This window comes from Mesorhizobium sp. Primo-A (assembly GCF_003997175.1).
Lineage (GTDB): Bacteria > Pseudomonadota > Alphaproteobacteria > Rhizobiales > Rhizobiaceae > Mesorhizobium > Mesorhizobium ciceri.
In genome coordinates, this window is the sequence record NZ_RZTG01000002.1 from 178,370 (window position 1) to 201,208 (window position 22,839).

Sequence of the window (22,839 nt, forward strand, 5' to 3'; positions counted from 1 at the left end):
GGAGAAGATGTCGCCGCAGGCGACGGATGAGGGGTGGTCCAGAGAACACCGACGTCTCACTCCGCTGGAACACCCCTCATCCGTCTCGGCGCCGCGCGCCGATCCACCTTCCCCCACAAGGGGGGGGAAGGGAAGAGAAGTGCTACGGCATCAACTGATACTCATAGAGCTTCTGATAGAGCCCGCCCTGCTTGAGCAAGGCCTTGTGCGGGCCGCTTTCCACCACCTTGCCGGCTTCGAGCACCACGATTGTGTCGGCCTGGTGCACGGTCGACAGACGGTGCGCGATGACGATCGTCGTGCGGCCTTCCGTCAATTGCTGCAGCGCGTCGCGGAACAGCGCTTCCGATTCGGCGTCGAGCGCGCTGGTCGCTTCGTCCAGCAGCAGGATCTCCGCATTGCGCAGCATGGCGCGTGCGATCGAGATCCGTTGGCGCTGGCCGCCCGACAGTAGGCCGCCATTCTCGCCGACATCCGTCTCGTAGCCTTTCGCCTGCGCGCTGATGAAGTCATGCGCGTTGGCCGCCTTGGCGGCGGCGATCACCTCATCGTCGGTCGCACCCTCGCGCCCAAGCCGGATGTTGTGCATGATGGTGCCGGCAAACAGGAACGTATCCTGGCTGACATAGGCGATCTTTTCCCGCAGCGATGCGAGCGTCGCATGGGAAATATCCTGACCGTCGAACAGCACCCTGCCGCTCTGCGGATCATACATGCGCATGATCAGGTTTAGAATCGTCGACTTGCCGCCGCCGGAAGGCCCGACCAGCGCCGTCATCTTGCCGGGCGCAAGCGTCAGATCGAACCTGTCCAGCACCGGCGGCCCTTTCTGATAAGCGAAGTCGACGGCGTCGAACCGGATCTCGCCCGGTCCGGCCAGAAGCGGCTTCGCGTCCGGCTTCTCGACCAGAGTGAGCGGCTGGTCGGCGAGCTCGAACATCATGCGCACGCCGACAATGCCGCTTTCCAGCGATATGCGTACGCGCGCAAGGCGCTTTGCCGGCTCATAGGCAAACAGGAGCGCCCCGATGAAGGCCATGATGTTTCCCGGCATCTGGCCGCCCTGCAAGACCAGGAAGCCGCTGACGAAGATGGCCCCGGCAATAGCCAGCCCGGCCAGCGTCTCCATCACCGGGCTTGTCGCAGCCTCCAGCGTCGCGATGTTATTGGCCCGGTTCTCGACGTCCGACACGGCCTTGTACATGCGGTTGCGCATCGCGCCTTCGAGGTTGAAGGATTTGACGACGCGCACGCCGATTGCCGTTTCCTGCATCACCTGCACGATCTGGCCGACCGAGCGAAACTCCATCGCGGCGAACTTGCGAACACGTTTCAGGATGCGGTTGACCCCGTAGATAGCCAAGGGGCCGACGACGAAGCAGATTATAGACAAGGCTGGCTGCTGCCAGACCATGACTCCTACCAGGACGACCAGCGACAACAGATCGCGCACATAGGACGTGACAACGAGGTCGAGCACGTTGCGTGCCGCCTGCGCATTGTTGGTCATGCGTGTGATCAGGTCGGACGACGAGGTCGAATGGTAGAATTCGATGCCTTGCGCCAGGATGCGGTCGTAGATCTTGCGCTGGCGGTCGGCGATGATGGCGTTGCCGACACGGCTCATGAAATAGGCCTGAATGAAGTTGGCGAGGCCCTTGAGGATGAAGATCGTGGCGACCCCGCCCGCAATCAGGTTGACCCGGTCAATCCGCTTGAAGACTACGAATTCGTCGGTGATCTCTTTGAGAATCCAGGCGCTGGCGCCGGTCGTGGCGGCCACCACAAGCATCGACAAGATCGCGGCGCCGTAGCCAAACCTGTGCTGATAAAAGGATTCCCGGATCAACCTCGCGACGAGGCGCTGGTTTTCCGTCGAGCGGAAGAAACGAAACAAACGGCGGATCCTTGAAACCGGGACAACGAAGGCGGCTTATAGAGGGAGTTGCGGCCGGATGAAACCATCCGCGGCCGCCGCGGACAAATCGCTGTTGCAAGCGGCATCGACGGGATGCGATTTTCAGCCTCGGCTATATCAGATGATTCTTTTGACGGGATGACGACGGATGGATTTCGACCTTATCGTTCGCGGCGGCACACTGCCTGATGGCAGGGTTGCCGACATCGGCATCAACGGTGAGACGATCGCGGCGATCGAGCCCGTTCTCCAGGGTTCCGCGCGGACCGAGGTCGACGCCCGTGGCAATCTGGTCTCGCCGCCCTTCGTCGATCCGCATTTCCACATGGATGCGACGCTCTCCTACGGCATTCCGCGCATCAACGCTTCGGGTACGCTGCTCGAAGGCATTTCGCTGTGGGGCGAGTTGAAGCCGCTTTTGACGCATGAGGCCGTGCGTGATCGCGCGCTGGCCTATTGCGACTGGGCGGTGTCGATGGGCCTGCTCGCCATCCGCACCCATGTCGATGTCTGCGATGACCGCCTGCTGGCGGTCGAGGCGTTGCTCGAGGTCAAGAAGACGGTCGCTCCCTACATCGACCTGCAATTGGTCGCCTTCCCGCAGGACGGGTTTTATCGCTCTCCATCGGCGCGTGAAAACACCATCCGCGCGCTCGACATGGGCGTCGACATCGTCGGCGGCATCCCGCATTTCGAGCGCACCATGGCCGACGGCACGCGCTCGGTAACGGAGCTGTGCGAGATCGCGGCCAGCCGCGGCCTGATGGTCGACCTGCATTGCGACGAGACCGATGATCCGCTGTCGCGCCATATCGAGCAGCTTGCCTATGAGGCGCAGCGTCTTGGTTTGCACGGCAAGGTCGCCGGTTCGCACCTCACCTCGATGCATTCGATGGACAATTACTACGTCTCGAAGCTTTTGCCGCTGATCGCCGAGGCCGGCGTCTCGGTCATTCCCAATCCGCTGATCAACATCATGCTGCAGGGCCGCCACGACACCTTCCCGAAGCGCCGCGGCCTGACCCGGGTCAAGGAAATGCTGGCGCTCGGCATTCGCGTCGGCTGGGGCCAGGATTGCGTGCTCGATCCCTGGTATTCGCTGGGCACCGCCGATATGCTCGATGTCGCCTTCATGGGTCTGCACGTCGCTCAGATGTCGAGCCCGGCAGAGATGGCGCGCTGCTTCGACATGGTCACCAACGTCAATGCCGCGATCATGGGCCTCGATCATCTCGGCCTGGCGGTCGGCAAGCGCGCCAGCCTGGTCGTCCTCGATGCCGGCAATCCGGTCGAAGCCCTGCGGCTGCGCGCCGAGCGCCTGTGCGTCATCGCCAGGGGCAAGGTGGTGGCGGAGCGGACGAAGCAGGAAACCAGGCTGTCCATCGGCGGAAGGCCGGGAATGGTGAACCGGCGGCACATATCCAGCTAGATACAGCCGATTCCCGGCGCTGGTCTTACCCATTGCCCGAATTCTCCTCGTCAAGGCAGCCACTTCCGTCTACGACGCGGCTTACTAGGGAGGAATCGGGATCGGCATGACGCAGCCCGTGGCGCAGAATTCGACGATCAGGAATGTGCTTTTGGCCGGCATTCTGTTGATGCTGGCCGGCGATTTCCTTTTTGCGCTGAACGACGCCATGGGCAAATGGCTGGTCGCCAGCTTCTCCGTCGGCCAGGTGGTGCTGATCCGCTCCATCGGCGCCTTCTTCGTGCTCGGCCCGATGATCGCCAACCAGGGCCCGGCCAAGCTGTTTCGCATGGAACGCCTGGAGCTGCAGCTGCTGCGGGTGGTGATGACCACGCTCGACACCGCGCTCTTCTATGCCGCCGTGGTCTATCTGCCGCTGGCCGATGTGATGAGTTTCTACATGGCGGGGCCGATCTACGTCGCGGCACTCTCGCACCTCTTGCTTGGCGAAAAGGTCGGCTGGCGCCGCTGGATGGCGATCCTGCTCGGCTTCTGCGGTGTGCTGATCATGCTGAAACCGTCGTCGGCGGCGTTCTCGCTGTCGTCAGGCTTTGCGCTGGTGGGCAGTATCTCCTTCGCCTTCGCCATCATCCTCAACCGCCGGCTGCGCGGCACCAGCGACACCAATCTGGTGACATGGCAGACCATCGGCACGCTGCTGATCGGCGGCGTGCTGAGCATCGGCGCCTGGCAGACGCCGTCGGCGCTCGATCTCGGCGCCATGCTGCTGCTCGGCATCGTCTCCTGCGGCGCGCATCTGATGATCACCAGGGCGCTCAAGCTGGCGCCGGCCTCGACGCTGGCGCCGCTGCATTACACGCTGCTGCTGTGGGCGGTGGTGTTCGGACTGGTGTTCTTCGGCGACGTTCCCGGTCCGCGCATCCTGATCGGCTCGGGCATTGTCGTTCTCGCCGGCCTGTTCATCTTCCACCGCCAGAAAGTGGTCGAGACCACCGTGCCGCCCGAAAACGTGCCGAAGGGCGTGAATTAGTCCAGGCTCACCCCCGGCGGATCGCCGCCAGATGCCGTGAAAACTCGGACGTCTCCATCAGCGCCTTGCAGCGCGCGAACCGCCCGTCGGCATAGGCGCGAAAATCATCGACCGGGTTGTTGTTGGCGAGCTGGATCAGCCCCCACAGCGTCCATAACAGGTCGCACATCGCCTTGTAGATGACGATGCGGCCGCGCTCCGCCGGCCTCGCCTCGCCGCCGAAATAGGCGCGCATCATCTCTTCGTCTTGCGCCAGATCGAATTTACCTTCCACGGAGAGGTCGCCAAGGTCCCAGAGCGGGTCGTTCATGCCCGAATATTCCCAGTCGACGATCCACATCCGCTCGCCCGTATCGAGGAAGTTCTCGCACAGCGGATCGCAGTGGCAGGCAACGATCGGCAGCGGATGGGCGGCAAGTGCCGAGCGCACGGTTTCCGCCTCGCGCACCACGTCATGATAGCCGGCGGGCAGGGCGATCTCCTTGGTGGACAGCACCTTGAGATAGTCGTCGATCATCGCAAACAGCTCGAAGCGGAAGGGAAACACCGCGCCTGAATTGTGCAGCTTGCGAAAGGCCTCGCCGGCGCGGGCTGGACTGCCCGGCCGAACCTTGAATTTCTCCTCCGACATGGTTTCGGCGCCGGCGATGTAGCGTGTCACCATCAACCCGGTGCCGGCATCGACATGCAGCACCTCGGGACTGACCCCTGCTTTTGCAGCTTCGCGTGCAGCCACCGCTTCGTTGGCCCGGTTGATGTATTCCTCGGTGCCCTTGCCGGGAATGCGCAGGCAGAAGTCGCCGGCCTTGAAGACGAGGTTGGTGAGGCCGCCCAGCCGTTCCAGCGGCCCGCTGTAGCCGGCCAGCATGGGAATGGCGTCCAGTGCCGCGCGCGCCTAGTCTGTAATCATGCCTGCGCCCCCACACACTGTTATTTGTCGCGGCAACGGTTCCACAATTTTCGCGCTTTGGCTATCATCACTGCGAGATCAAAAATTGGCGGACTGGATCAAAGTGGCGGACAACAAACATCAGGGTGCGCTTGGCGCGGCCTACGCGGCAAAGCGGCCCGAAGAGGTCGCCGCACTTTATGATCGTTGGTCGCAGACCTACGACGCCGACATGTCGGCCGCCGGCTATCGCCATCCGACGATCTGCCTTGCGCTGCTGACCCGCCATCTGCCGCGCGGTTCAGCACCGCTGCTCGATGCCGGGGCCGGCACCGGTCTCATCGGCGAATGGCTTGATATTGCTGGTTACCCGCAAGTCGAGGCACTCGATATTTCGCAAGGCATGCTGGATCAGGCAGCCCGCAAGGGTGTCTATTCCGCGCTCCATTGCCTGGCGCTGGGCGGTCATCTGCCCTTTGCCGATGATGCCTATGCCGGAGTGATCTCGGCCGGCGTCTTCACATCAGGTCATGTTGGCGTCGAGGGGCTGGACGAACTGATCCGCATCTGCCGGCCGGGCGGCATCATCGTGCTGACGGTCAAGAACTCGCTGTGGGATCAGGGCTTCGCCACGCGCGTCGCTGAGCTCGAGGCGCAGGGCCTCGTCACCCGCGTCGAGGAAACGCGCCCTTATGTCTCGATGCCCGGCGAAGCCGACACCGTGCCCAGCCGCGGCCTCGCACTGCGCGTGACCTGACCTACGCTTTGACCCTCGCGCCTGCCGGGTCGTACATCGGCTCGAGGTGGATCTTGGCCGGCGTCCTCTCCATCGCAACCACCAGTTCGTAGTCGCCCGAGGCGAGAAAATCGTCGCTGACCCCGTCGGCGTTGCGCACGTAGCCGTAGCCGATGGTCTTGCCCAGCGTATAGCCATAACCGCCGCTGGTGAGATAACCGACAGGCTCGCCATTGCGCAGGATGGTTTCGCGGCCGAGCAGCACGATCTCGGGGTCGTCGACCGTGAAGCCGGCAAAGCGTTTCTTCATTGCCGTGCCGCCGGTCTTCTCCAGCGCGCGCCGTCCGATGAAATCCGTGTTCTTGCGCAGCTTGACCGCCCAGCCGAGCCCGGCTTCCTGCGGCGTGTCGTTGGGCGTGATGTCGGAGCCCCAGGCACGATAGCCCTTTTCCAGCCGCAGCGATTCCAGTGCCCGATAGCCGATCGGGCGGATGTCGTGCTTTTTGCCTGCCGCCATCAGCGCGTCGAAGACTTCGCCGGTGGCCGCGATGGGCACGTGCAGTTCCCAGCCCAGTTCGCCGACATAGGTGACGCGCAGCGCCCGAATTGTGTGGCCGGCGATGGCAATCTCACGCACATGGCCGAACGGGAAGCTCACGTTTGAGACGTCGGCTTCGGTCACGGCCGAAAGCACGTCGCGCGCCCGAGGACCCATCAGCGACAGCGTGCCGAAATCCTCGGTGACATCGACAAGCCTGGCATCGAGCCCTTCGCCGATATGATCGCCGATCCACGAGGAATCATGCGTGCGGAAGCCTGTGCCGGTGACGATGTAGAACTTCTCTTCGGCCAGCCGCGCCACCGTCAGATCGGCCTCGATGCCGCCGCGTGTGTTGAGAAGCTGCGTGTAGGTCAGCCGGCCGACCGGCTTGCTGACGTCGTTGGCGCAGACCCAGTCCAGCGCCTTCAGCGCATCGGGCCCGCTCAGCTCGTATTTGGCGAAGGAGGATTGATCGAAGATGCCGACTTTTTCGCGCACATGCCGGTGTTCGTCGCCGACCGCCACAAACCAGTTCTGCCGGCCCATCGAATAGATGTCCTGCGGCTCGACGCCTTCGGGCGCGAACCAGTTAGGCCGTTCCCAGCCGAGCTTCGAGCCGAACACGGCATTTTGCTGTTTCAGCCTGTCGTAGAGCGGCGAGACGATGCGCGGCCTCCCGCTGGCATACTCCTCATGCGGAAAGCCGATCGTATAGTGTTTGCCATAGGCCTCCAGCGTGCGGTCGCAGACCCACTGACGGTCACGGTGCAAATTAGCAAAGCGCCTGATGTCGACCACCCACAGGTCGAGCGGTGCTTCGCCATCGACCACCCACTGCGCCAGCACCCAGCCAGCGCCGCCGCCCGAGGCGATGCCGAAGGCGTTGAAGCCGGCGCCGACAAACATGTTGGCGCATTCGGGCGCTGTGCCGAGAATGAAATTGCCGTCCGGCGTAAAACTCTCCGGCCCGTTGATCATCTGCTTGACGCCGACGGTTTCCAGTGCCGGCACGCGCGCGATCGCTTGGCTCATATGCTGCTCGAAATGGTCGTAATCATCGTCGAACAGCCTGAATTCCCAATCATTGGGGACGTCACCGCCGGGGAGACCAGTAGCCCAGGCCTGCGGGTTCGGCTCATAGCCGCCCATCACCAGCCCGCCGACCTCTTCCTTGAAATAGGTGCGCCGGTCCGGATCGCGGATGGTCGGCGCGTCGGTCGCCAGTCCGTCGATCTTCTCGGTGATGATGTACTGGTGCTTCACCGGCTGCAGCGGCACGTTGATGCCGGCCATGGCGCCGACCTGCCGCGCCCACTGGCCGGCGCAGTTGACCACCTTGTCACAAGCAATGTCGCCCTTGTTGGTCTTCACCGCCGTGATGCGGCCGTCCTTCATTTCGAAGCCGATGACGCGGACATCCTCGAACAGTTTGGCGCCATGCATGCGCGCGCCCTTGGCCAGCGACTGCGTGATGTCGGAGGGGCTCGCCTGGCCATCGGTCGGCAGCCAGGAGGCGCCGACAAGATCGCCGGTTTCCATGAGCGGCCACATTGCCTTGACTTCCGCCGGTGATAGCAATTGCATGTCCATGCCGAAGCTTTTCGCCGTCGTCGCCAGCCTTTTGTACTCGGTCCAGCGGTCGGCATTGGTGGCGAGCCTGAGGCAGCCGGTCATCTTCCAGCCGGTGGCAAGGCCGGTCTCGGCCTCGAGGCCCTTGTAGAGGTCGACGGAGTATTTCAGCACGCGGGTGATCGAAGCCGACGAGCGCAACTGGCCGACAAGGCCGGCGGCATGCCAGGTCGAGCCCGAGGTCAGCTTGCCTTGTTCGAGCAGAACGACATCGGCCTTGTGGTCGCGCGCCAGATGATAAGCCGTCGAACAGCCGATGATGCCACCGCCGATGACGACGATGGCGGCCTGGGTCGGCAATGTCATGATTTCTGCATCCCGTACTTCGTTCTGTAGTTTTCCAGCGCCGTGTCGAGCCGGGCGAGGTTTTCCTCGGTGTAGGCGACGTAGTCGATACCGGGCGCGTCGAGATAGAGCTCGGACACCATGCTCCACATCGCCTCGCGCAGCAGCGAGGCGCATTGCATGGCCGCGTGCGAACGGCGGATCGCTTCGTCCGGTTCCTTCATGAAATAGGCGGTCAGGAAGGCGAAGGATTCCTCGTCGCTCATGCCGGCGTTGGAGGCGGCGCCTGCGAGGTCGAACATCGCCGTGTTGAAGCCGGCATATTCGAAGTCGATCAGCCACAGCCTGTTGCCGTCGTCGAGAATGTTGGCCGGCAACAGATCATTGTGGCCAAAGACGATCGGCAGCAGTTTCTGCGCGCGCTCCAGTTCGTCGGCCAGCGTCAGCAGGCGCGGCAGGTCGCTGCGCTTGCGGCTGCCGCCTTCTTCAAGCGTGCGCGCATAGTCGCGAATGACATGGAACACCCAGAACATGAAGCCGGCGCCGGAGACGTGAGTGGGCATCTCCCGGTGAAAGGCGCGCATCAGGGCTGCGACGCGGCCAAGATTGGCGCGTACGTCCTCGGCGAGATAGGTCTTGGCGCCGAGAAACTCTGTGACCATGATGCCCGGTTCGGCATGGCGGACGGCCGGCGCGAAACCGGCGGCATGCGCCGCCCGCGCCGTCATCACCTCGCGCTCGCGAAAGACATGGTGGAACGGATAGTCCTTGCCGAAGCGCACGACGTGTCGTCCCGCCGCGTCCGTGACCACATAATTCGCGTTGCTCAGACCGCCGGGCAGCGGTGCGATCTCGATGCCACCGGTCCAGCAGGGCAGGGCGCGGATGCGGTCTTCGGCGGTCACGGAATCATCCCTGGTTTGCTGGGCTTCGACAAGGCGCCGTGAACAGCGCAACGACGGCGGGGAGAAACGTAAATAATCTCGTCGGTGCGGGACGCCAGGATCGGTATCCCGCACCGCACCGACGAGCCCCTTGGCCAGGTTTTTGAGCCCGGCATCCGCCCCCGCGGATCTGAAAATTCCTTGTACAGGCACGTTCCAAACGGCCTGATCGCTGAGTTGCGGCTCTGCCCCCAGTCGCAGATCTGAAGCCTGTTAATGTCTTTGATTTCACGCCAGGGTTTCCCGCTTGTCAATAAAAAGCTGTGACTTTTTTTGGGTATTTTGCCTGAAAGCATAAGGTAGTTCCTTTAAAAGCAATTGAATTACCTTAGAATCGGTCAAGAGCATCAGTTCGGGAAACCAGATGGCCCAGTCCAAACGACACGGCGAGATCCTGCGGCTCCTGCAGGAAGAGGGCACCGTCACCATCGCCAGTCTGGCCGACCGGCTGGGCGTGTCGCTCGAGACGGTGCGCCGCGACGTCAAGCCGCTGACCGGTGATGGCTCTGTCCTCAAGATGCATGGCGCCATCGGCCTGCCGTCAATGATCGGCGAAGCGCCGTTCGAGCGGCGCATGCGTGAGAACGCCGACGCCAAGCGCGTCATTGCCCGCATGGTCGCCGCCACCATCCGCGACGGGGAATCCATCATGCTCGACACCGGAACGACGACCTCGTTCCTTGCGCGTGAACTGCTCGGCCACCGGCGCCTGACGGTCGTCACCAATTCCTCGGACATCGCCCGCACGCTGGCCACCATCAACGGCAACAAGGTCTATATGGCCGGCGGCGAGTTGCGCAGCGATTCCGGTGCTGCTTTCGGCGCCTCGGCGATCGATTTTGTCAGTCGCTTCTCGGTCAGTCACGCCATCATTTCCACCGGGGGCGTCGACGCGGTGATGGGCGTCATGGATTTTGATCTGGATGAGGCCGAGTTCGCCCGCATGGTGCTGTCGCGCGGCCAGCGGTCCCTCGTCATCACCGATCACTCGAAATTCGGCCGTCTTGGTCTGGTCCAGGTCTGCGGCTTCGACAGCTTTTCCGAACTCGCCACCGACCGCTCGCCGCCGCACGACCTGGCCGCCGCCCTTGCGCAGGCCGGCGCCCGGCTCAGCATCGCCGGCGCGGAAGCCGGGTTCTAGCCGAAGACCAGCGATTGGTGGGCGCAGACGCCCGCAAAGGTGCCACCCGATACTGCAAGGGCGATGTTGTGCATCGAACGTGCCGCGTCGCCGGCGGCGTAGACGCCGGGCACGGTCGTCTGCTGCCTGTCGTCGACTGATATCACCGGGCCGAGGAGGCCTTCGGTGAAGCCGCAGCCGAGCTGTTCGGCCAGCGGGCTGGCCATGATATTGCGCGGAGCGGTGAACACCGCCCTGACGCCGGCCTTTCTGCCGTCGTCGAGGTGGACGATCAATCCGCCGGAGCCGTCTTCCTCTAGCTCGGCAACGCTGGTGGGCTCAAACCGCACCTTTCGGCTCTCCAGCGCGCGCATCTGCTCTGTGTCAGGCTCGAACAGGCCATTGCCGAACAGCGTGACATCGCCCCAATCGGTGATCAGCTGTGCCTGATGCATGGACATCGGACCGGTTGCGAGCACGCCGAGCGGCCCGCCGGAAACTTCGTAGCCGTGGCAATAGGGGCAGTGCAGCACGCTCTTTCCCCAGAGCTCGGCAAGCCCGGCAACCTCCGGCAGGATATCGCGCACCCCAGTGGCCAGTACCAGCCGTGCCGCGCCGAATGTCTCGCCACCCTCGGTGGTGATTTCGAAATCGCTGCTGCCAGCGGCAAGGGCCTTGTCGGCGCGCCCGTCGACAACCCTGGCTGTCGGATAGGCCAGTAGTTGGCGCCTTGCGTCATCCAGGATTGCGCCGGGCGCGCGCCCGTCATGTCCGAGGAAGCCGTGCGAATGCTCGGCAAAGCGGTTGCGCGGCCGGCCGGCGTCGATCACCAGCACCTTGCGTCCTGCCCGCGCCACCTGGATGGCGGCGGACAGGCCGGCAAAGCTGCCGCCGACGACGGCAAGATCATACTGCATGGCTGGAGACTCCAATGAGGTCAAAACGGCGGCGGAAATCGGCGGTCAGGTCAGCCAGCGTGATGCGGCTCAGCTTCTCCGCCAGCAGCCTTTCGGCGGCGTTGCGAAAATCGTCGAGCACGGCGATCACCGCCTGCTCGACGAGGCAGCCGGGGCTTTCCGGATCGGTGCTGAACGGCAGCAGTGTCTCGCCAAGGGCGACGCTGATCTCGGCCAGGGATATTTTCTCGGGCGCCCGCCCGAGCAGCCAGCCGCCACCGTGCCCGCGCGACGAGGTGACGATGCCGGCGTCGCGCAAGCCTGCGATGGTGCGGCGGACCACCACCGGATTGGTGTGGATGAAGGTGGCAAGCTGCTCGGAGGTCAGCGCCTGTTCGGGCTTCTCGGCCATGTGGACGAGAATGTGCAGGGTAGAGGACAGTCGGCTGTTGCGCTTCATGTAACTTAGTTAGTTACGATTGGTGTCGATGTCAAACACGTCTCGTCCGCGCCGAGGCGCAATGTCCACGCAATCCATTCGCGGCAAACAGAACCAGTCGGTGCGCGATTCGCCTCGTATGCCGGCGCCAAGGCGTCGGACCCGACATATGCAACGGATTTCGGGTCCGACGCTGACTGCAGCAAACGCCACGCCGACCGATCGAAGCGTTGGATCCAGGATGAAGGTTGCCTGATGCTTTGTCTTTTCTCCAGAGATGGACCGTGGCACCGTTTGGTGTCGGCGTCACCATGTCGCTTCGCATGACGGGGCCGCTGGCAGCCATCCTCGGCTTCGGTCTGTTGGGCGTTTTCTGCCTCGCCTTCACCGAAAAGATCCTGCCAATTCCGCCCTCGCATGTGCTGCTGCTGTTCCTCGGCATGACGGCGGCGCCGGATGCTTCGACGCTGGCGATCCTGCTGATGGTGACGACGCTTGCGTCCGCCAGCGGCTGCCTTGTCTGGTATGCGGTCGGCCGCCGGGTTGGACCTGACCGTGCCGACAGGCTGGTCGAGCGTTTCGGCAAGTACGTGTTCCTGCGTCACGCGACCTACCGCAGGCTCGGCCAGGCCTATCGGCGCAATCACGTCCGGGTGTCCTTGCTGGCGCAGTTCATCCCGACTGTGCGCAATTACCTGCCGATCGCCGCCGGCGCACTCTGTCTGCCCGCTTTGCCCTTCGCGGCCGCGACGCTGCTCGGCGCCACGTTCTGGAACGCGGGCTTTCTCACCACCGGCTATCTGCTGCGCGGCAGCGGCCGGGACTCCTTCACGGTGGGCCTGCGCATCATTGTCATCGTCGTGGCTCTGGAGACGGCATTCATGCTTGCGCTGCGCTATGGCCCCGCATGCCGGCGGCGCATCAAGTTGGCGCTCGGTTGAGCGCCAGCTCTCAGGTCATGGGATAAGCTCTGCAGTCGGCTTTCCTTCATTCGGCCGCCGGTGTTTAGTCCGGGCATGGCTTTCACCATCCGCCAGCTGCAGTTCTTCATCGCCGTTGCCGAGCAAGGCACGGTCTCGGGCGCCGCCCAGAACCTCTCCATCTCGCAATCGTCGGTCACCGAAGCGATCAAGGAACTCGAAAGCGATCTCGGCGTCGAACTGTTCGAACGCCACCCGCGCGGCCTCAACATCACCCACAAGGGTCACCAGTTCCTGCGCCATGCGACGAAAATCCTCGCCGATGTTTCCGACGCGCGTCGCTCTTTCTCCGGCGAGCAGGCGGTGGCGGCCGGCCGGCTGCAGCTCGGCGTCACCTCGCTGGTCGCCGGCTATGTGCTGTCGGATCTGCTCGCCCGCTACCGCCGTGCCTATCCCGGCGTCGAGGTCTCTGCCATCGAGGACAATGGCGATTATCTCGAACACCTCCTGATCGGCGGCAAGCTCGACATTGCCGTCATGGTCACCTCCAATTTGCGCGACCGCACCGCGTTGCAGTCGGAAATCCTCGAAGTCTCGGCCTATCGGCTGTGGCTGCCGCTCGGTCATCCGCTCGTCGGCGCCGACATCATCAGCATTGGCGACATTGCCTCCGAAACGCTGATCATGCTGACCGTCGACGAGATCGAGGAGAATACCGGCAAGCTGCTGACGGCGATCGGCGCCAAGCCGCATGTCGCCTTCCGCACCCGTTCCGTGGAGGCCGTGCGCAGTCTGGTCGCCACCGGTGCCGGCGTGGCGCTGCTGCCCGATCTCGTCTACCGGCCCTGGTCGCTGGAAGGCGACCGCATCGAATCGCGCGATATTTCCGGCTCCTTGCCGGTGGTCCAGGTCGGCATGGTCTGGCGGCGCGGCTCCGGTCTGCCGCAGGCCGCGCGCGATTTCATCGGTCTTGCCCAGTCGCAACGGACGGTCCGCCAGCGTCCCTGAGACGCCGGCTGCACATCTATCGGAAAAACCGATATCGCCCTTCTGATAAATGAATTTGCGAAACCGGAATTTTCAAAGCACTTTCGGTTCAGGGACCAAAGCCGCCATCAGAGCGGCATCAAGCCCAACGGACGAACTGACAGTTTTCAGTCCGCGCGTGACCCCTAACGAAGACCGAAACCGGCTTTCAGGGTCAGGCGCCTAAATGGGAGATCGACAATGAATTCATTCCTGAAGTCATGCACTGCTCTGACGGTCGCGCTGACCTTTTCCGGTCAGGCCGTCGCCCAGGTCAAGGAACTTGGCAAGGGCGAAGGCCAGGTCAACATCGTTGCCTGGCCGGGCTACATCGAGCGCGGCGAAACCGACAAGGGCTATGACTGGGTGACTTCCTTCGAGAAGGAGACCGGCTGCAAGGTCAACGTCAAGACCGCCAACACCTCCGACGAGATGGTCTCGCTGATGAATGAGGGCGGCTTCGACCTCGTCACCGCTTCGGGCGATGCCTCGTTGCGCCTCGTTGCCGGCAAGCGCGTGCAGCCGATCAACACCGATCTCATCCCGAGCTGGAAGACGGTCGACGAGCGCCTCAAGGACGCGCCGTGGTTCACCGTCGGCGGCGCCCACTACGGCGTTCCCTACCAGTGGGGTCCCAACGTCCTGATGTACAACACCGACGTGTTCAAGGAGGCTCCCAAGAGCTGGAACATCGTCTTTGAGGAAATGAAGCTGCCGGACGGCAAGTCCAACAAGGGCCGCGTCCAGGCCTATGACGGGCCGATCCACATTGCGGATGCGGCCAACTATCTGATGTTCCACAAACCGGAACTCGGCATCAAGGATCCCTATGAACTGAACGAGGGCCAGTACAAGGCGGCGCTCGAATTGCTGCGCGTCCAACGCACACTGGTTGGCCGCTATTGGCACGACGCCGCCATCCAGGTCGACGATTTCCAGAACGAAGGCGTCGTCGCTTCCGGCTCGTGGCCGTATCAGGTCAACACGCTGGTCGCCGCCAAGAAGCCGGTCGCTTCCACCATCCCGGAGGAGGGCGCCACCGGTTGGGCCGACACCACCATGATGGAGGCCGACGCCGCCAACCCCAACTGTGCCTATATGTGGATGGAACATTCGCTGTCGCCGAAGGTGCAGGGCGATGTCTCAGCCTGGTTCGGCTCACTGCCCGTCGTGCCCGCCGCCTGCAAGGGCAATGAGCTTTTGACCGACGAGGGTTGCAAGACCAACGGCTACGAGAACTTCGACAAGATCAAGTTCTGGAAGACGCCGGTGTCGAAATGCGCCACCCAGAACGATCAGTGCGTGCCCTACTATCGCTGGGTGTCGGACTATATCGGCGTCATCGGCGGACGATGAGCATCCTTGCCCTCCCCCTTGTGGGGAGGGTCGACGCATAGCGTCTGGGTGGGGTCTGCTCGGCAGTTCGTGGCAGTGCCTGGCCCTTCGCAAGGCTCAGGCGTTCGAAGCTCGAAAAGCCAAGCAATTGGCTTTCCTCCGCTATGCGGATCACTTCTCACCCCCACAAGGGGGAGATAGGACGTCGCGCGACATCAACACATCAAACCGGCAACGGACTGACAGCCCATGACCTCCGCCGTCTCCTTCCAGAAAGCCTCGCGCCATTTCGGCAGCGTGCGCGCGGTCGACGCGGTCGATCTCGACATCGCGCCGGGCGAGTTCTTCGCCATGCTCGGGCCGTCTGGTTCCGGCAAGACCACTTGCCTGCGCCTCATCGCCGGCTTCGAGCAGCCGACATCGGGCTCGATCTCGATCTTCGGCGACCGCGCCGAGGGCGTTCCGCCCTATCGCCGCAACGTCAACACCGTGTTTCAGGATTATGCGCTGTTCCCGCATCTGAACGTGCTCGACAACGTTGCCTACGGGCTGATGGTCAAGGGCGTCGGCAAGGCTGAGCGGCACAAGGCGGCGGAAGAGGCGCTGTCACTGGTGCGGCTGCCCGGCTATGGCGCCCGCCGGCCCGGCCAGCTTTCCGGTGGCCAGCGCCAGCGCGTGGCACTGGCCCGCGCGCTGGTCAACCAGCCAAAGGTGCTGCTGCTCGACGAGCCGCTCGGCGCGCTCGACCTCAAATTGCGCGAGAACATGCAGGAGGAGTTGAAGTCGCTGCAGAAGGCGCTCGGCATCACCTTCGTCTTCGTCACTCACGACCAGGGCGAAGCGCTGTCGATGGCCGACCGCGTCGCCGTCTTCAACGATGGCAAGATCATGCAGATCGGCACTCCGGAAGATATCTACCAGCGGCCGAGGACCCGCTTCGTCGCCGATTTCGTCGGCTCCTCCAATGTGCTGCCGCCGGATTTCGTGCAGCGCTATTCCGGCCAGCATCGCTGGGGGAGTCTCCGCCCTGAATCCATTCGCGTCGGCCGCGCGGCCAAGGGGGTCACAAGTGGTGAAGGCGTATCGGCCCGCCTCATCTCGACCAATTATCTCGGCGCCACGACAAAGCTGGCGCTCGACGCCGACGGGCTGCGGCTGCACGCCATCGTGCCGGCCGGCATCGCCTTGCCGGCAGAAGGCGAGGCGGTTGTGCTGACCTTCAACCGCGAGCACCTGCATCTGATGGACGAGCCGGCATGAGCCTCGACGCCGCCATGATGCGTGCAACCGCTCCCGCCATCCTGCCGGGTAGCGGCGGTCTGCGCGGCGCTCTGTCGGACCTTTTCTGGCGCAAGCCGAAGGTCCTGTTGCTGCTCATGCTGCTGCCTCCGGTTTTGTGGCTGGGCATCGTCTATATCGGCTCGCTGTTTGCGCTGCTGGCGCAGAGCTTTTTCTCCATCGACGAGTTTTCCGGCCTCATCGACCGCGAGTTCACGCTCAAGACCTATGGCGATCTGTTCCAGGCTGCCAATCTCGACATCATCCTGCGCACGGTGACGATGGCGGCTCTGGTCACGCTGGCCTCGGCCGTCATCGCCTTCCCCATCGCCTACTACGCGGCGCGCTATGCGCGCGGCCGCTGGAAGGCCTTGTTCTATCTCGGCATCATGCTGCCGCTGTGGTCCAGCTATCTGGTCAAGATCTACGCCTGGAAGCTGATCCTGGCCAAGGAAGGCATCCTCACCTGGCTGCTCGCCAAGCTACATTTGTTGTGGGTTCTCGACGCTTGGCTGTCGCTGCCGATCGTCGGCGGCAATTCCCTGTCGGTATCGTTCACCGGCACCTTCATCGTCTTCGTCTATGTCTGGCTGCCGTTCATGATCCTCCCCGTTCAGGCGGCGCTCGAGCGCGTGCCCGGCAATCTGGTCGAGGCCTCGTCCGACCTCGGCGCTTCACCGGGACAGACCTTCCGCAACGTGCTGTTTCCGCTGGCGCTGCCGGGCATCGTCGCCGGTTCGATCTTCACCTTCTCGCTGACGCTCGGCGATTACATCATCCCGCAGATCATCGGCACCTCGCGTCTGTTCATCGGCCAGGCGGTCTATTCGCAGCAAGGCACCGCCGGCAACATCCCGCTCGCCGCCGCCTTCACCGTGGTGCCGATCGTCATCATGGGCTTCTATCTCTGGGGCGCCAAGCGCATGGGGGCCTTCGATGCGCTCTGATGGTTCCCAGTCGGCTCCGCTCGGCCTGAAGATTGCCGCCGCCTGCGGGCTGCTGTTCCTGCACCTGCCGATCCTGCTGATCTTCGTCTATGCCTTCACCACCGAAGAGAAGAGTTTCGTCTGGCCGCCGCCAGGGCTGACGACGCAGTGGTTCGCCGTGACCTGGAACCGGCCAGATGTCTGGCAGGCGCTGTCGCTGTCGGTCAGGGTGGCCGCGATTTCGACGGCGATCGCGCTCATCCTCGGCACGCTCTGTTCGGCGGCGGTGTCGCGGACAAGATTCTTCGGCCGCGAAACCATCTCGCTGCTGGTCATCCTGCCGATCGCGCTGCCCGGCATCATCACCGGCATTGCGCTGCGCTCGGCCTTTTCGCTGGCCGACATCCCGTTCTCGTTCTGGACGATCGTGCTTGGCCACGCCACCTTCTGCGTGGTCGTCGTCTACAACAACGCCGTCGCCCGTTTCCGCCGCACTTCCGGTTCGATGATCGAGGCTTCGATGGATCTCGGCGCCGACGGTTTTCAGACCTTCCGCCATGTCGTGCTGCCCAACATCGCCACGGCGCTGCTTGCCGGCGGCATGCTGGCCTTCGCGCTGTCCTTCGACGAGGTCATCGTCACCACCTTCACCGCCGGCCAGCAGCAGACGCTGCCGATCTGGATGCTGGAAGAACTGATCCGTCCGCGCCAGCGCCCGGTCACCAATGTCGTTGCCATGGTCGTCATGCTGGTGACGTTGCTGCCGATCCTTGCCGCTTATTACCTCACCCGTGACGGCGACCAGATCGCTGGAAGCGGGAAATGAAAAACAGCGAATAGGGAGTAGCGAATAGGGATCGACGGTCAAACCCTACTCGCTTTCAGCTACTCGCTACTCGCTTCTGTAAAGGGAGAAACCTTATGGACACCCAGATGCTGATCGGCTCGAAATTCGAGAAGGGCACCGAGACCGAGGAGCCGATCCTCAATCCAAAGACCGGGGCGACCATCCTCAACCTGCCCGAGGCCAGCCAGGCGCAGATCGAGGCGGCGGTCACTGCTGCCGAACAGGCGTTCGTCTTGTGGTCGCGCACCACGCCGGCGCAGCGCTCCGGCTATTTGCTGAAGATCGCCGACCGCATCGAAGCCGACGCGAAGGAGTTCGCCACGCTCGAGGCGCTCAACTGCGGCAAGCCGATCAACGCCGTGCTCAATGACGAAATCCCGGCGATCGTCGATTGCTACCGCTTCTTCGCCGGCGCCGTCCGTTCGATGCCGGGCGTCGTCGCTGGCGAATACATTCCCGGCCACACCTCGATGGTCCGTCGCGATGCCATTGGCATCGTCGCTTCCATCGCGCCGTGGAACTATCCGCTGATGATGATGGCCTGGAAGCTGGCGCCGGCGATCGCCGGCGGCAACACCGTCGTCTTCAAACCGTCCGAGCAGACACCGCTGACGGCGCTGAAGCTGGCAAAAATCCTTGCGGACATCCTGCCCGAAGGCGTCGTCAATGTCGTGCTCGGCCGCGGCGACAGCGTCGGCAACACGCTGATCAATCATCCCAAGGTCAACATGATCTCGATCACCGGCGATGTCGCCACCGGCAAGAAGGTGCTGCAGGCGGCCGCCAAGTCGGTCAAGCGCACGCATCTCGAGCTCGGCGGCAAGGCGCCGGTCATCGTCTTCGACGACGCCGACCTCGGCGCCGTGGTCAACGGCCTGCGTGCCTTCGGCTATTACAATGCCGGCCAGGACTGCACCGCCGCCTGCCGCATCTACGCCGGCAAGAAGATCTACGACAAGCTCGTCGCCGATCTCTCCTCGGCCGTCTCGACCATCAAGTACGACCGCCCCGACGATACCGAAAACGAAATCGGCCCGCTGATCTCGCGCCGCCAGCGCGACCGCGTCTCGAGCTTCGTCGAGCGCGCCTCGGAACTGAAACACATCGAGATCACCACCGGCGGCAAGCCGGGCGAGGGCTCCGGCTTCTATTACCAGCCGACCGTCGTCGCCGGCGCGCTGCAGGAAGATGAGATCGTGCGCCGCGAAGTGTTCGGCCCGGTCGTCTCGGTTACTCGTTTTTCGGAAGTCGACGAGGCGGTGAACTGGGCCAATGACAGCGACTACGGCCTGGCGTCATCCGTATGGACCAAGGATGTCTCGCGCGCCATGGCGACGGCCGCCCGCCTGCAATATGGCTGCACCTGGATCAACACCCACTTCATGCTGACCAACGAGATGCCGCATGGCGGGTTGAAGCAGTCCGGCTACGGCAAGGACATGTCGCTCTACGCACTGGAGGATTACACCGCCGTGCGGCATGTGATGGTTGCGCATGGCTAGTTTTGCCTTGTCCCCTTGTGGGAGAAGGTGGATCGGCGCGTAGCGCCGAGACGGATGAGGGGTGTTCCAGCTTGACGCCAGCTTACCCCTCACCCGGGTTGCCAACCGATTTGTGAAGGACAAATCGGGGCAATCCGACCTCTCCCACAAGAGGAGAGGTAAGACCGCAGACCACTACTCCACGATGCGATAGATATTCCACAGGCTGGTGCCAGACACGACATAGGGCTCGATCTCCTTGCCCCATTTCGCGTGCGCGTCGATCTTGCCGATCTTGGCGAAGAACGCCTCCAACTGGGCCAGGCTTTCGACCTGGTGATGGGACTCGACCGTCGCCTCCCGCGCGCCGATCGAACCGGTCATGATCTGGAATTCCAGCTCGTCGAGGCCGACCTGTGACCCGATCTCGCGTTCCCATTTCTTCAACAGGTCGAGCACGGTCTGCTTGTGTCCGAACTTGGCGTCGATCTGCCATCTGGCGCTGAACATCGTCTTCTCCTCCAGGTTGCGGCCCAGGCCGCGGTTGATCCACGGTTGTTGATCTACTCGTCCCAGGCCTGCACGACGGTCTGTCTTGCGATCCGACCGTTCTTCAGCTCCAGCATCGCTGCGCAGAACACCTTGGTGCCGTCCGGATAGGCGCAGGCCTGGGTGAAGGCGAGGCTGTCGCCGTCGGCGATGGTGGTGTCGACCTTGTGGGTCATCGCCCGGCTGCAGATGTCGTCCCAGAATGTGGTGATCGCCGCGCGCCCGCGGATTTCACGCGGCTTGCTCGGCGGGTTGTTGCGGTCGATCACCCGCACCAGCGCGTCTTCGGCATAGAAGCTCGACAGCATCTTGCCGTCACGGGTTTCGATCGCCTTCTTGATCGCGGCGCCGTCCACTGTTTGGGTCTTGGTCAGCATTTCATCCTCCATTGGCCCGTCTTCCGACCGGGCGGTTGATGGTCGATGTGCCGTCCGGCGCTCATCGCCGGGCAGTGGTTCTTACTGCGACTTCGCCTTGACGGCCGCGAATACGTCGTCGGTCTGCTTCTTGAAGGTCGTCAGATCGACCTGGCTGCCGTTGAGCATCGTCGACCAATGGCGCACGATGGCGGACATCGCCACCGCCTCCTTGATCTCCTCGTCGCTGGCGCCGTTGAGCTTGGCCGCCTCGGTGTGGAAATAGATGCAGTACTGGCATGGGATCTGCGCCGCGACGGCGAGGCCCAAAAGTTCCTTGGTCTTGCCGTCAAGCGCCGTCTTCGGGTTGAGCTGCACGCCCTTAATCTCGGCCCAGGCGCCGGCGACGGCCACATCCGGCAGGGTCTTGAACATGTCCGGCACCGAGCCGAGCGTTGCCTCGATGTCCTTGTAGGCGGCCGCCGCGGACGCGTCCTCGGCCTTTGCGGGAGAGATGGCGAACAACGCGCCAACGCTTGCAGCGATCACAAGCAATTTGAGTGTCCGGTTCGACTTCAGCATTTCCTCCTCCGTTCGCAGCGCCTTTTCCAGCGACATCCGCCTAGCCTGCGTGGAGAGAATTGATAGCGCTTACCCGCCCATGGCCGCTTCGCCCGAAAGCGCCATGGCTCTCATGGCCCGTGCGGGCCAGGGTGCCTGGCCGAAAACGCCGCCGCCGCCGCCCGCGACGGCAGATCCAGCTTGAGCAGTATGTTGGCGACATGGCGCTTGACCGTGTGTTCGCTCAGCCGCAATTCGGCGGCGATCGCGGCATTGCTCTTGCCGTCGGCGACGAGGCTCACCACCTCGCTTTCGCGCGCCGTCAATGCGGCCGGCTCGGCGGTCTTGGGTTTGGGCCGGCAGGCGGGTTCCAGATGCTGTTCGGACGTCGCATGGACCAGCGCCAGCGGCTGCTCCAGCTCGTCGACACTGATGCGCCCGGCGTCGGTGAAATGCAGGCCCGACCCAGCCGCCAGATCGGCGATCAGACGCGACGCGATAATGTCGCCGCGGCCGGCATGGGCGGCCAGTTGCATTGCCACCCGCGCCGTCGTCCCAACGGGTGGACCGCGCACTTCGATCTCGCCGACATGCGCCCCTTGTGCGCTTGCCACGCCGATTTCCTGCGCCGCCTCGCGCAGCGCTGCCGCGCAGCGTATGGCGCGTGCCGGGCCGTCGAAGCGCGAAATCATCAACTCGCCATGCAGGCCCACAGAGCGCCCGCCATGGCGCCCGACCAGCAGCCGCCAGGTTTCCTGGAAGCGTTGGCTGCGTTCGCTCCACATCCGGTCGCCGAGCCGTGCCGTGTCGTAGATGCGTGTCACCAGCAGTGCGGCCAGCACGCGGTCTACTTCGCCCACGGCGCGTTCGCCGGTCAGGAATTCCTCGATCAGGTCGGCCACCCCATCGACATCGCCGGTCCAGATCGGATGGTCGCGTCCGGGAATCTCGACCAGTCGGGCGCCGGGGATCTTCTGTGCAAGGAAGCGGCTGGCGTCGGGGTCGACCCGCGCATCGTTGCGGCGATGGATTACAAGCGTCGGCGCGCTGATCACGCTCAGGATATGGCGGATGTCGACGTCGGCGTTCATGCGCGCCAGCGCCGCCGCCGCCGTCGGGCTCGCCGACAATCGTTCGAAACGTGCCCACCACTGGGCGAAATGCGCGTCGTCGACCCGGCTCGGCGCGAAATGGGGCAGCGTGGCGCCAGTGCCCCAGGCTGTCTCCGCCATCTCGATGAAAGCGTCGAGGCGTTCGGGCGACATCACCCATTTGTGGAAATGCGCATAGCCGCCATAGAGCGCCAGCGCCCGTGTCCGCTCCGGATAGGTGGCGGCGAACAGCATTGCCATCGGCGCGCCTTCGGAGGAGCCGAGCAGCGCCGCACGGCCGCTGCCAGCGGCGTCCATTACCGCGCGCACATCGTCTATCCGCGTCTCGAGACTGGGCAGGTTATGCGCGTCGACACGGTCGGACAGGCCGGTGCCGCGCTTGTCGAACAGGATCAGCCGAGAGAACGCCGAAAGCCGCTTCAAGAGCCTGGTGTAGCCCTCGTCTTCCCAGTGCAGGTCGAGGTTGGAAATGAAGCCCGGCACGAAGACGAGATCGAACGATCCCTGCCCGACCACCTGATAGGCGATCCGCACATCGCCGCTACAGGCGTATCGCGTCTCGATCGGCCTCACGAGATTTCCACCCCGGCCT

General features: G+C 63.6%; 21 protein-coding genes. 11 read left to right on the forward strand and 10 right to left on the reverse strand.

Annotation, left to right across the window (positions count from 1 at the left end; all coding sequences use genetic code 11):
- Nucleotides 1-142 precede the first annotated feature (142 nt).
- The gene (locus tag EOC83_RS03650; protein ID WP_013528036.1) at nt 143-1,897 is read right to left on the reverse strand and encodes an ABC transporter ATP-binding protein; all 1,755 of its coding nucleotides are present in this window, start codon (nt 1,895-1,897) and stop codon (nt 143-145) included.
- 169 nt (nt 1,898-2,066) lie between these two features.
- Between EOC83_RS03650 and EOC83_RS03655 the strand changes: the two genes are divergently transcribed.
- Together EOC83_RS03655 and EOC83_RS03660 are read left to right on the forward strand one after the other, a co-directional pair.
- Nucleotides 2,067-3,347 (forward strand): amidohydrolase family protein, encoded by a 1,281-nt coding sequence (locus tag EOC83_RS03655; protein WP_063169915.1) that lies wholly within the window; start codon nt 2,067-2,069, stop codon nt 3,345-3,347.
- A gap of 106 nt (nt 3,348-3,453) precedes the next feature.
- A complete protein-coding gene (locus EOC83_RS03660; protein ID WP_063169916.1) occupies nt 3,454-4,377 on the forward strand; it encodes a DMT family transporter in 924 nt (307 codons plus the stop codon).
- Between the two features lie 7 nt (nt 4,378-4,384).
- Here EOC83_RS03660 and EOC83_RS03665 read toward each other — a convergent pair whose 3' ends face one another.
- Entirely contained in the window at nt 4,385-5,245 is an 861-nt protein-coding gene (locus EOC83_RS03665) for a phosphotransferase family protein (RefSeq protein WP_063169917.1), read from the reverse strand.
- Nucleotides 5,246-5,390: 145 nt separating this feature from the next.
- On the opposite strand from EOC83_RS03665, the gene EOC83_RS03670 reads away from it, so the two are divergent.
- Nucleotides 5,391-6,023: a class I SAM-dependent methyltransferase gene (locus EOC83_RS03670; RefSeq protein ID WP_063170453.1), complete on the forward strand. Its 633-nt coding sequence runs from the start codon at nt 5,391-5,393 to the stop codon at nt 6,021-6,023.
- A gap of 1 nt (nt 6,024) precedes the next feature.
- Here the strand turns inward: EOC83_RS03670 and EOC83_RS03675 are convergent, their stop codons facing one another.
- The gene (locus EOC83_RS03675; RefSeq protein ID WP_063169918.1) at nt 6,025-8,478 is read right to left on the reverse strand and encodes an FAD-dependent oxidoreductase; all 2,454 of its coding nucleotides are present in this window, start codon (nt 8,476-8,478) and stop codon (nt 6,025-6,027) included.
- Entirely contained in the window at nt 8,475-9,362 is an 888-nt protein-coding gene (locus tag EOC83_RS03680; protein ID WP_063169919.1) for a phosphotransferase family protein, read from the reverse strand. The genes EOC83_RS03675 and EOC83_RS03680 overlap by 4 nt, the downstream gene beginning before the upstream one ends.
- A gap of 403 nt (nt 9,363-9,765) precedes the next feature.
- On the opposite strand from EOC83_RS03680, the gene EOC83_RS03685 reads away from it, so the two are divergent.
- Nucleotides 9,766-10,542, forward strand: coding sequence for a DeoR/GlpR family DNA-binding transcription regulator (locus tag EOC83_RS03685; protein WP_013528029.1), 777 nt, complete (start codon nt 9,766-9,768; stop codon nt 10,540-10,542).
- Here the strand turns inward: EOC83_RS03685 and EOC83_RS03690 are convergent.
- Together EOC83_RS03690 and EOC83_RS03695 are read right to left on the reverse strand one after the other, a co-directional pair.
- A complete protein-coding gene (locus tag EOC83_RS03690; RefSeq protein WP_063169920.1) occupies nt 10,539-11,438 on the reverse strand; it encodes an NAD(P)/FAD-dependent oxidoreductase in 900 nt (299 codons plus the stop codon). The genes EOC83_RS03685 and EOC83_RS03690 overlap by 4 nt on opposite strands.
- Complete coding sequence (locus tag EOC83_RS03695; RefSeq protein ID WP_063169921.1) at nt 11,428-11,877, reverse strand: Rrf2 family transcriptional regulator; 450 nt, start codon at nt 11,875-11,877, stop codon at nt 11,428-11,430. Before EOC83_RS03695 ends, EOC83_RS03690 begins: the two co-directional genes overlap by 11 nt.
- Nucleotides 11,878-12,140: 263 nt before the next feature.
- Here EOC83_RS03695 and EOC83_RS03700 point away from each other — a divergent pair, with 263 nt between their 5' ends.
- From EOC83_RS03700 to EOC83_RS03730, 7 genes are all read left to right on the forward strand, one after another.
- Nucleotides 12,141-12,797, forward strand: a complete 657-nt coding sequence (locus EOC83_RS03700) for a DedA family protein (protein ID WP_081714289.1) — start codon at nt 12,141-12,143, stop codon at nt 12,795-12,797.
- Nucleotides 12,798-12,872: 75 nt separating this feature from the next.
- Entirely contained in the window at nt 12,873-13,784 is a 912-nt protein-coding gene (locus EOC83_RS03705; protein WP_013528025.1) for a LysR substrate-binding domain-containing protein, read from the forward strand.
- 219 nt (nt 13,785-14,003) lie between these two features.
- Nucleotides 14,004-15,158, forward strand: a complete 1,155-nt coding sequence (locus tag EOC83_RS03710) for an ABC transporter substrate-binding protein (protein WP_063169922.1) — start codon at nt 14,004-14,006, stop codon at nt 15,156-15,158.
- Between the two features lie 228 nt (nt 15,159-15,386).
- On the forward strand, nt 15,387-16,397 hold the full coding sequence (locus EOC83_RS03715) for an ABC transporter ATP-binding protein (RefSeq protein WP_063169923.1): 1,011 nt from the start codon (nt 15,387-15,389) through the stop codon (nt 16,395-16,397).
- A gap of 14 nt (nt 16,398-16,411) precedes the next feature.
- Nucleotides 16,412-17,362, forward strand: coding sequence for an ABC transporter permease (locus tag EOC83_RS03720; RefSeq protein ID WP_210183137.1), 951 nt, complete (start codon nt 16,412-16,414; stop codon nt 17,360-17,362).
- Nucleotides 17,352-18,167, forward strand: coding sequence for an ABC transporter permease (locus EOC83_RS03725; RefSeq protein WP_024503371.1), 816 nt, complete (start codon nt 17,352-17,354; stop codon nt 18,165-18,167). Before EOC83_RS03720 ends, EOC83_RS03725 begins: the two co-directional genes overlap by 11 nt.
- A gap of 95 nt (nt 18,168-18,262) precedes the next feature.
- Nucleotides 18,263-19,690: a gamma-aminobutyraldehyde dehydrogenase gene (locus tag EOC83_RS03730; protein WP_013528020.1), complete on the forward strand. Its 1,428-nt coding sequence runs from the start codon at nt 18,263-18,265 to the stop codon at nt 19,688-19,690.
- A 174-nt stretch (nt 19,691-19,864) separates the two neighbouring features.
- Here EOC83_RS03730 and EOC83_RS03735 read toward each other — a convergent pair whose 3' ends face one another.
- The 4 genes from EOC83_RS03735 to EOC83_RS03750 all read right to left on the reverse strand — a co-directional run bounded on the left by EOC83_RS03735 (nt 19,865) and on the right by EOC83_RS03750 (nt 22,820).
- A complete protein-coding gene (locus EOC83_RS03735; protein WP_013528019.1) occupies nt 19,865-20,179 on the reverse strand; it encodes a hypothetical protein in 315 nt (104 codons plus the stop codon).
- Between the two features lie 53 nt (nt 20,180-20,232).
- Nucleotides 20,233-20,595, reverse strand: a complete 363-nt coding sequence (locus EOC83_RS03740; RefSeq protein WP_024503372.1) for a nuclear transport factor 2 family protein — start codon at nt 20,593-20,595, stop codon at nt 20,233-20,235.
- 81 nt (nt 20,596-20,676) lie between these two features.
- Complete coding sequence (locus EOC83_RS03745) at nt 20,677-21,156, reverse strand: carboxymuconolactone decarboxylase family protein (protein WP_013528017.1); 480 nt, start codon at nt 21,154-21,156, stop codon at nt 20,677-20,679.
- Nucleotides 21,157-21,266: 110 nt separating this feature from the next.
- Nucleotides 21,267-22,820 (reverse strand): alpha/beta fold hydrolase, encoded by a 1,554-nt coding sequence (locus tag EOC83_RS03750; protein WP_024503373.1) that lies wholly within the window; start codon nt 22,818-22,820, stop codon nt 21,267-21,269.
- Between the last annotated feature and the right edge of the window lie 19 nt (nt 22,821-22,839).

Bases quoted from the DNA above. Each gene is read 5' to 3' on its own strand.
- EOC83_RS03735 (WP_013528019.1), bottom strand. From the start codon at position 20,179: ATGTTCAGCGCCAGATGGCAGATCGACGCCAAGTTCGGACACAAGCAG.
- EOC83_RS03720 (WP_210183137.1), top strand. From the start codon at position 16,412: ATGATGCGTGCAACCGCTCCCGCCATCCTGCCGGGTAGCGGCGGTCTG.
- EOC83_RS03715 (WP_063169923.1), top strand. From the start codon at position 15,387: ATGACCTCCGCCGTCTCCTTCCAGAAAGCCTCGCGCCATTTCGGCAGC.
- EOC83_RS03695 (WP_063169921.1), bottom strand. From the start codon at position 11,877: ATGAAGCGCAACAGCCGACTGTCCTCTACCCTGCACATTCTCGTCCAC.
- EOC83_RS03710 (WP_063169922.1), top strand. From the start codon at position 14,004: ATGAATTCATTCCTGAAGTCATGCACTGCTCTGACGGTCGCGCTGACC.
- EOC83_RS03655 (WP_063169915.1), top strand. From the start codon at position 2,067: ATGGATTTCGACCTTATCGTTCGCGGCGGCACACTGCCTGATGGCAGG.
- EOC83_RS03705 (WP_013528025.1), top strand. From the start codon at position 12,873: ATGGCTTTCACCATCCGCCAGCTGCAGTTCTTCATCGCCGTTGCCGAG.
- EOC83_RS03740 (WP_024503372.1), bottom strand. From the start codon at position 20,595: ATGCTGACCAAGACCCAAACAGTGGACGGCGCCGCGATCAAGAAGGCG.
- EOC83_RS03745 (WP_013528017.1), bottom strand. From the start codon at position 21,156: ATGCTGAAGTCGAACCGGACACTCAAATTGCTTGTGATCGCTGCAAGC.
- EOC83_RS03660 (WP_063169916.1), top strand. From the start codon at position 3,454: ATGACGCAGCCCGTGGCGCAGAATTCGACGATCAGGAATGTGCTTTTG.
- EOC83_RS03690 (WP_063169920.1), bottom strand. From the start codon at position 11,438: ATGCAGTATGATCTTGCCGTCGTCGGCGGCAGCTTTGCCGGCCTGTCC.
- EOC83_RS03665 (WP_063169917.1), bottom strand. From the start codon at position 5,245: ATGCTGGCCGGCTACAGCGGGCCGCTGGAACGGCTGGGCGGCCTCACC.
- EOC83_RS03730 (WP_013528020.1), top strand. From the start codon at position 18,263: ATGGACACCCAGATGCTGATCGGCTCGAAATTCGAGAAGGGCACCGAG.
- EOC83_RS03685 (WP_013528029.1), top strand. From the start codon at position 9,766: ATGGCCCAGTCCAAACGACACGGCGAGATCCTGCGGCTCCTGCAGGAA.
- EOC83_RS03675 (WP_063169918.1), bottom strand. From the start codon at position 8,478: ATGACATTGCCGACCCAGGCCGCCATCGTCGTCATCGGCGGTGGCATC.
- EOC83_RS03725 (WP_024503371.1), top strand. From the start codon at position 17,352: ATGCGCTCTGATGGTTCCCAGTCGGCTCCGCTCGGCCTGAAGATTGCC.